At 39.5% G+C, this 8,543-nt stretch carries 10 protein-coding genes and 1 riboswitch; of the genes, 1 reads left to right on the top strand and 9 read right to left on the bottom strand.

Going from position 1 to position 8,543, the window contains the following annotated elements; translation table 11 throughout:
- Positions 1-286 precede the first annotated feature (286 nt).
- On the bottom strand, positions 287-1,123 hold the full coding sequence (locus AC1DSB_RS10110) for a lipoate--protein ligase family protein (RefSeq protein ID WP_342543498.1): 837 nt from the start codon (positions 1,121-1,123) through the stop codon (positions 287-289).
- Between the two features lie 109 nt (positions 1,124-1,232).
- Here AC1DSB_RS10110 and AC1DSB_RS10105 point away from each other — a divergent pair, with 109 nt between their 5' ends.
- Positions 1,233-1,613 carry a rhodanese-like domain-containing protein gene (locus tag AC1DSB_RS10105; protein WP_342543497.1) on the top strand — a complete coding sequence of 127 codons (381 nt, stop codon included), beginning with the start codon at positions 1,233-1,235 and terminating at the stop codon, positions 1,611-1,613.
- A 480-nt stretch (positions 1,614-2,093) separates the two neighbouring features.
- Here the strand turns inward: AC1DSB_RS10105 and gcvPB are convergent, their stop codons facing one another.
- From gcvPB to AC1DSB_RS10065, 8 genes are all read right to left on the bottom strand, one after another.
- Entirely contained in the window at positions 2,094-3,584 is a 1,491-nt protein-coding gene (gcvPB, locus tag AC1DSB_RS10100) for an aminomethyl-transferring glycine dehydrogenase subunit GcvPB (RefSeq protein ID WP_016426952.1), read from the bottom strand.
- On the bottom strand, positions 3,547-4,893 hold the full coding sequence (gene gcvPA / locus AC1DSB_RS10095) for an aminomethyl-transferring glycine dehydrogenase subunit GcvPA (RefSeq protein WP_477532617.1): 1,347 nt from the start codon (positions 4,891-4,893) through the stop codon (positions 3,547-3,549). The genes gcvPB and gcvPA overlap by 38 nt, the downstream gene beginning before the upstream one ends.
- Positions 4,894-4,917: 24 nt before the next feature.
- A complete protein-coding gene (gene gcvT / locus AC1DSB_RS10090; protein WP_477586649.1) occupies positions 4,918-6,021 on the bottom strand; it encodes a glycine cleavage system aminomethyltransferase GcvT in 1,104 nt (367 codons plus the stop codon).
- A 205-nt stretch (positions 6,022-6,226) separates the two neighbouring features.
- Positions 6,227-6,319: riboswitch (glycine riboswitch) on the bottom strand.
- 142 nt (positions 6,320-6,461) lie between these two features.
- Positions 6,462-6,980 carry a shikimate kinase gene (locus AC1DSB_RS10085; RefSeq protein ID WP_477532710.1) on the bottom strand — a complete coding sequence of 173 codons (519 nt, stop codon included), beginning with the start codon at positions 6,978-6,980 and terminating at the stop codon, positions 6,462-6,464.
- Positions 6,981-7,185: 205 nt separating this feature from the next.
- A complete protein-coding gene (gene comGF / locus AC1DSB_RS10080) occupies positions 7,186-7,626 on the bottom strand; it encodes a competence type IV pilus minor pilin ComGF (protein ID WP_477586647.1) in 441 nt (146 codons plus the stop codon).
- Entirely contained in the window at positions 7,611-7,910 is a 300-nt protein-coding gene (locus AC1DSB_RS10075) for a hypothetical protein (protein ID WP_477532712.1), read from the bottom strand. The genes comGF and AC1DSB_RS10075 overlap by 16 nt, the downstream gene beginning before the upstream one ends.
- Positions 7,903-8,334, bottom strand: a complete 432-nt coding sequence (locus tag AC1DSB_RS10070) for a prepilin-type N-terminal cleavage/methylation domain-containing protein (protein WP_477586645.1) — start codon at positions 8,332-8,334, stop codon at positions 7,903-7,905. Before AC1DSB_RS10070 ends, AC1DSB_RS10075 begins: the two co-directional genes overlap by 8 nt.
- The coding region (locus tag AC1DSB_RS10065; protein ID WP_477586643.1) for a competence type IV pilus major pilin ComGC at positions 8,321-8,543 on the bottom strand (223 nt) is incomplete at its 5' end. The genes AC1DSB_RS10070 and AC1DSB_RS10065, both read right to left, overlap by 14 nt.

Below are 8,543 nucleotides of genomic sequence, written 5' to 3'. Positions count from 1 at the left end.
GTTAATGTCATGTCATTCGTGATGGGATGAACTTGAGGGAATGAAACGATGTCATTATTCAACATTTCAATGTTTAACTCCCCTATTTGTTGCTTGGAAACTAGTACCATTTACTACTCCTCCTTAATTAACAGAAAAAACACTACATATAGTGTTACGCGTTGTGTTTAGGGTACTATATATTGACATCTAAATCAAATAAAGCGGATGTATGTTCGAACATACACACACAACGTCTATAGGAAAATACTACTTATTTTTTGGTCAAATTAATTCTTTTTACCTATTATTTGCGGTATGTCCATTCGTCATTTGCATAACGTCGAGTTTCAAGCTTTTTCACATAATCCAATTGCTCGATTGTTAGCACATATGGTTGAAAATTGACATTAAGACCTTCAGCAAAACCATCTTTAAATGCCTCTTCACATTCTTCGATCGTAACTGGAGTTTCCCGCAAACGATTTATTGCCACCGCTTTTTGCGGAAGGCCTCTACGAACTCGCTCTTTTACTGCTTCCGATGGATAGTTAAATAAAGAAACTAGTTTATCTTCATCCAGGTCTAAAAGAATCGCTCCATGTTGAAGAATGACACCTTTTTGTCTTGTTTGTGCACTTCCTGCTACTTTTTTACCTTCCACAACTAATTCATACCATGACGGTGCATCGAAACAGACGGCACTTTTTGGATTTTTTAAATCACTCTTCATTTTATCAGTATCAGGCACCGAGAAATAGGCGTTCAATCCAAGCTTCTGAAAGCCAATCAATAACCCTTCACTCAGCACACGGTAAGCTTCCGTGACGGTCGCAGGCATATCTTGATAGTCTTCACTGACGATAATGCTATATGTTAATTCATGTTCATGCAATACGCCACGTCCTCCGGTGGGACGTCTGACAAAACCTAAGTTATGCTCTTTGACAGCTTCCATGTTGATTTCTTTTTTGACATTTTGAAAATAACCTATGGATAATGTTGCAGGTGCCCATCCATAGAATCGGACAATAGGTGGAAGGATCCCATCACTATGCCAGTCCATTAAAGCTTCATCCAGCGCCATATTGAAGGACGGACTGCAAGCGCCAGAATTAATAAAATACCAAATCGGTTTAGACATATATTTTCCTCCTCAAAATGTCACAATGCTATTCATATTAACAAACCGATTGTATTGTGGCTACACTTTCTTTTATAATAAGAACATAGATAGAAAGGGGAAAGTTGTTTTGACATTTGTATACATTAGCTCTGCTGCATTATTTGGTTTGATCATTTACTTTTTAATCTCGTCTTTGCGATTAAAAAAGGCTGTATCAGGTTTAACACAAGAACAATTCATTGAAGGATACCGTAAAGCACAACTTGTGGATGTGCGTGAACCTAAAGAATTTGAAGGTGGACATATCCTTGGAGCACGTAATATTCCTTCATCACAAATGCGTCAGCGTTACAAAGAAATTCGTGCGGACAAGCCCGTATACTTATATTGCCAAAATAGCGCAAGAAGCGCACGTACGGCATTGTTCCTTAAGAAAAAAGGCTATAACCAAATTTACCAACTGCAAGGCGGTTTCCGTCAGTGGACTGGGAAAATCAGAACAAAATAAGTCATTCAAAGTTCTTCCAAATGGAGGGACTTTTTTCATCAAAAACATATGTATGAAATTTTACAATAACTGAGGTCTCAATGAAACCAATTACACTCATTTCCTTGATTTTATAGGATTCGGACAGCACACCGGGATTACAGCTAAAATGAGAGAGTAATAATATGCCAATAAATAACTTTATCGAAGAATTTAGCGAAAAACATCCGGATGTTGATAGGTTCAAACCTGCTACTCCTGTATTTCACACATTTTATACGACCTTTGATAAGAGATTTATACTACTACAAAATTGATATTATAAAAACAAAAGATACTCTTAACTGGGTGTCTTTTTATGTTTAATCAATGGTTCTAAATTRAGGAATTCCATGGTTTTCTTGCCGAACGCGTCATCGAAAGACATGTTCTTATATTTATAAACAGTAAATGAAGTGAATCTAAAAGAGAGCTCGATTGATGAGCTCTCTTTCTTCATTCTTATGCTTTTTTATAACGTAATACTGGTGTACGGGCAGCTTTAGTCTCATCCAGACGTTTAATAACTGTTGTATGAGGAGCTTGTTGCACGATTTCAGGTGTCTCTTCGACTTCCTTCGCTATTTGGATCATCGCATCGATGAACGCATCTAGCGTTTCTTTAGATTCTGTTTCTGTCGGTTCGATCATCATGCCCTCTTCTACATTTAATGGGAAGTAAATTGTTGGCGGATGATATCCAAAGTCAAGCAGTCGTTTAGCCATATCGAGTGTACGGACTCCCAATTTCTTTTGACGACGGCCACTCAATACAAATTCATGTTTACAGTGACGATCATATGGCAAGTCGAAATGAGGCTGCAGACGACGCATCATATAGTTTGCGTTTAATACAGCGTATTCCGTTACGGCTTTCAATCCGTCTGGACCCATTGAACGAATATACGTATAGGCACGTACATTGATTCCGAAGTTTCCATAGAACGGCTTCACTCGCCCGATTGATTGAGGACGATTGTAATCGAAGTGGTAGCCTTCTTCTGTTTTTACAAGTACTGGTTTTGGCAAGAATGGAATCAAGTCTTTCTTCACGCCAACTGGACCGGATCCTGGTCCACCACCACCGTGTGGGCCTGTGAATGTTTTATGCAAGTTTAAATGAACACAGTCGAAGCCCATATCGCCTGGACGTGCTTTTGACATAACCGCATTTAAGTTTGCTCCATCATAGTACAACTTCCCACCAACACCGTGGATAATAGAAGCCATTTCTAAAATGTTTTCTTCAAATAATCCTAAAGTATTCGGGTTCGTTAACATTAACGCAGCTGTATCTTCCCCAACCACTCTTCTTAAATCTTCTAAATCAACCAAGCCGTTTTCGTCAGATTTAACCGTGATTGTATCAAATCCAGCTACCGTTGCCGATGCTGGGTTTGTCCCATGAGCAGAGTCAGGTACGATTACTTTCGTACGATGTGTGTCCCCGTTTGCTTCATGGAAAGCACGAATCATCATTAGAGCAGTCCACTCTCCATGAGCACCTGCAGCCGGTTGAAGCGTTAAATCATCCATTCCCGTAATTTCAATCAAATGTTCTTGAAGATCATACATTAATTCCATTGCACCTTGAACAGTCTCTTCATCTTGAAGTGGATGAATATTAGCGAATCCAGGGAAACGCGCAACTGATTCATTGATTTTCGGATTGTATTTCATCGTACAAGAGCCTAATGGATAAAATCCTGAATCGACACCGTGATTACGCTTAGAAAGTGCTGTATAGTGACGCATGATATCCAGTTCAGATACCTCAGGAAGTTCCGCCGCTTCTTCTCGAAGCAAACCTTCAGGCAACAACGTTGATAAATCTACTTCTGGAATATCAAGATCAGGTAAGCTATAGCCTACTCGGCCTTCTTTTGTCATTTCAAAAATTAATGGTTGATTATCTTTATGCACGGAAAGACCCCATTTCTTGCACAAGTGCATCGATTTCTTCTTTCGTCCGTTGTTCAGTGACTGCGATCAACGCATGCCCTTCCAATTTTTCATCAACTTTTCCTAAGTCGAATCCACCAATGATGCCTTTATTAAACAACTCTTTATTTATTGTTGTTACAGATGTTTTAACGTTGACAACGATTTCGTTGAAGTGTGGACCTTGGTACGCTACTTCAAATCCTGCCGCTTCAAATGCTTTTTTAGCATAGTTCGTTTTCAGGATATTTTGAGTGGCAATTTCCTGCACACCTTTTTTACCAAGCGCAGTCATTGCTACTGAAGCAGCAAGTGCATTCAATGCCTGATTCGAACAAATGTTAGAAGTCGCCTTGTCACGACGAATGTGTTGCTCACGCGCTTGCAAAGTTAAAACAAAACCACGTCGTCCCACTTCATCTGTTGTTTCTCCTACTAGACGCCCTGGAACTTTACGCATTAATTTATTCGTAACCGCAAAGTATCCACAGTGAGGTCCGCCGAAGGACTCAGAGATACCGAATGGCTGTGCATCCCCTACGACAATRTCTGCACCAAATTTACCTGGTGAAGTCAAAATCCCAAGTGCCAATGGGTTTGAAGAAACCACCATCAAAGCCTTCGCTCCATGTGTAACTGCTTCCACTTTGCGCAAGTCTTCCACTTGACCAAAGAAGTTAGGATATTGAACAAGAACAGCAGCAGTATTGTCATCGATCATTTCGCTTAATGCATCAATATCAGTTACGCCGTCTTTAGTTGGAATCTGAACAACTTCAATCGATTGACCCAATGCATACATGCGAACCACGTCTTGAGATTCTGGATTGACTGCACCGGAAACGAGAAGTTTTTTGCGTTTTGTATGACCAGCTGCAAGCATACCTGCTTCTGCAAGTGCTGTACCGCCGTCATACATCGAAGAGTTCGCCAAATCCATTCCAGTCAACTCACAAATCATTGTTTGGAATTCAAAAATAGCTTGAAGCTCACCTTGTGAAATTTCTGGCTGATATGGAGTGTAAGCTGTATAGAATTCAGAACGAGAAATAACATGGTCTACAATAATCGGCTTGTAATGGTCATATACACCAGCACCTAAAAAAGATGCATATGCTTTATTGTCCGCATTTTTCGCAGCCATTTGAGACAACTCTTTTAATAAAGAAGACTCTGATTTGGCTGCTTTAATTTGATATTCTCCTTGGAAACGAACTTTTTCAGGGATATCCGAGAATAGCTCATCTATAGAAGAAACACCAATTGTATCCAACATTTCTTTTTGATCTTGTTCCGTCATTGGCAAATAACGATGTTTCATTGGGTCATGACCTCTTTCCGACAGTTATTTTTGGCGTTTATAAAACGGAGTTGCAACGGTAACAGCTTTCAAGCGCTTCCCACGAATCTCCACTTCAACTTCAGTTCCAAGCTCCGTGAATTCGCTGACAATCAAGCCCAAGCCAATATTTTTCTTCAGCGTAGGGGATTGTGTACCTGTTGTAACTTCTCCAATAGCTTGATCATCTTTAAAAATGGTATAGCCATGTCTAGGAATGCCTTTATCAATCATTTCCAATCCTACCAATTTGCGTGGGATACCCGCTTCTTTTTGTGCAACAAGCACTTTTTGACCGATAAAGTCATCTTCTTTTTTCAATTTCACTGCAAACCCAATTCCCGCTTCCAGTGGTGAAATATCACTTGAAAGCTCCTGGCCATACAGTGCCAAGCATGCTTCAAACCGAAGAGTATCCCGAGCACCTAGACCACAAGCTAATACTCCGTCTTCTTTTCCTTCTTCCAAAATCAAGTCCCATAGCGCGACTATGGAAGCAGGTTCTCCGTATATTTCAAACCCATCTTCACCTGTATAACCTGTTCGCGACACTAAAGCATCATATTCGCCAAGTTTTACATTTGTTTTGAATTTAAAGAAGCCGATTTCGCTTAAGTCTTCTTTTGTCAGTCTTTGCAGAACTTTTTCTGCAAGTGGTCCTTGCAATGCAAGTTGACCATATGAATCTGAAACATTAAGTGCAACGGTGTCACCGATCAAGAATTTTTTCATCCACTCAAAATCTTTTTCGATATTAGAAGCATTGACGACAAGTAAATAGTCATTCTGTGCAATTTTATATACTAATAAATCATCGACAGTCCCTCCATCTTCATAGCACATTGCATTATACTGCGCTTGGCCATCTTGAAGTTTGGAAACGTCATTAGTCAGCAATTTTTGAAGATATACAAGGCTATCTTCACCGCGAACAATGATTTCTCCCATATGTGAGACATCGAATAATCCTGCTTTTGTGCGTACCGCTTCATGTTCTTCTTTTATACTGGAAAATTGAACAGGTAGTTCCCATCCACCAAAATCAATAGTTTTGCCACCGTACGCTTTGTACGAATCAAATAACGGCGTGCGTTTTAAATTTTCCGACATTTCATTTTCCTCCTCTTCACTAAACAATCTTTCTTATAAGGTGAAAATCTGGTCTCCCGATTTCTAAATGGATAATCTTGTACCCACAAAAAAGGACAGAGAATCCCCTTTATATGAGAATTCTCTGTCCTGGCACCTGAAAGTTTACCTGAAATCGGCTTTCCTCTTTGGTAGCTATGAAGTGTAATAGCATTCTCCAGAGATGCGTCCTATACGAGTCTTTTTTACCTGAGAGATTCGTAGCTTCTACTTGCTCCTTCGGCGACGCGACTGGCGCGTTCTCTCCCCGTATATTCATCCGCCCAAAACATGCGTTTTGGTATATTAAGAAATCAATGAACAAAAGCGTGTACCGCTTCGTCTATATCCTAACATTGATTCAAAGTAAGCGCAATCTATTTTCTTATTACACTCTAAAGGCGAACGATTTATGATTACTATCAAAAATCGTTCGCCTTTAAGCGATTTACTTGAAATGCTGCATATTCAGTTATCTGTCTTAACGAGCGTCCTTCGGTTCTTACGGTAATATGGGCGGTGGCTTTATAATAACGCTTTCGCATGGTATATAACGCTTCCAACTCTTCCTTAGTAGATGATTGTACAATGGGTCTGTTAACATCACGATGAATTCGTTTCCATATATCAGCAAACGTTGCATCCAAAAACAATACTAAACCGGTTTGACGCATGACTTTACTATTGCTTGGGTTAACAGCAACACCTCCCCCAGTCGATACGATACACCACTCATCTCTGAAGGTTTTCAGAAATTCATGTTCTTGTTGACGAAAAAAAGACTCGCCGTATCTTTCAAAAATTTCAGGGATGGTCATCCCCATTTTTTTCACAATCTCCTGATCCATGTCGTAATAAGGAATTTTTAGCGAAAAGCTTAATCGTCGGCCGATAGCGCTTTTTCCTGATCCCATGAAACCAATTAAATAAATTTTTTTCATATCCCTACCCCGCTCACTTCACTACAAATCATCACTAAACGACTATTATCGCTAATTTTCCATTTTAATAATAGTAGCAGAAATATAATGACTTTCCAACATTTCATAGATATTCATCTGTGATATGTAAGAAGTAACAAAGTAAAGAAGTATACCGGACACAATAAATAATAGAACGATGGATACGGGCAGTAAAAATCCAGATTCATTGCGAGGATATAAACACTTCATATGCACGTTCCTCTTTTCGTCCGTTTAAAAACTCAACTTTGGCGATTACTTGATCACCATCAACTTGAAACTTACACATTTTAACCCCCGTTAACAAAGGCTCATGTCCCAAACGATTCTTCTGTTTGCGAATGAGTGATGGGTAACATTCAATATCATACTCCACCCCATCTTTTTTCAGACGAATTCCTGTCTGATTGACTTGTTCTTCTATCACAGTGACCGAAAAGAGGATTTTTTCCATTTCCAATGAAAACATTTCCCATTCAAGTGATACTGATTGAAAGAAATGCTTTTCCACTTGCGTAAACCATACAGAATAAAACAAAATGAGTTGAGAAAACAACAACAGAACTGCAAGCTGAATGACTGCATCGACTAATGTGTATCCCCTATCCGTTAAAAGGTTTCGCACGACTCTGTGCTCTCTCCAAAAAAAACATACCGTACACAAATTGTTGGATCTGTCCATTGCCAGGAATAAGACACATTGTCGAGAAATATTTCACCTGACATTTGCCCATTTTCAATTAAAGTTGCTGCTTGGTTTTTCGCAATTGCCACATGCAATGCCACTTTCTTTTCGGCAAGATTAAACATCATTTGATTTGCCATAGGCAACAATGTCCCAAATAACAAAAAAAGAATACTGACCGTGAGAATCGTTTCGACGAATGAAAATCCTTGGTGATTATTCAAGACTCATCCGTCCTTTCCCGATAAAGACCCGGACAATCTTAATGCCCCCGGGCGTCACAAATGCAATCGTTCCAAATTTTTCAATTGTACCATTCGGTAAATAGGCAAGCTCGGTTAAAGTACTACTGGAAGATAAACTGTAACCTGCAGGTAAATTTCTCTCGAAAAGAGGTTCGTATAGTGATTTTCTTCCAATGTAACGAGTACCTCCTGCGTTAAAAATCAGTTTAACGTACCTTTTTTCTTCCACAGCAGTCATTTGAGTGTGCATGGCATCGAGTTTCAATTGGTTATAGAACAAATCAAATGTGTGTCTTTCAACATAATGATTGTTCGCATACAACACACTCGTACTGATGACCAGCACAATCGTCAAAACGAGTAATAACTCCAGCAACGAGTAGCCTTTATTATCCAGCGACATCATCCGTCACAGATACAAGTCCGGTAGTTGCATCTATTTGTATCTGATTACCATTTGGACAAGATGTTTCACCGTCATTTAAATAATCGTTATCTGTTAAATCTGAAAGTGTGGGAACATCTTTCATATCGATCCGATATGCTTCGACTTGCCCTTGAACCATTTTGATATAAGCCTCGCACCCTTTTTCATCAATCGTTGCCGAATGC

Source organism: Paenisporosarcina sp. P4_E4_2 (genome assembly GCF_056401595.1).
This window is presented reverse-complemented; position numbering and strand designations above follow the sequence as displayed.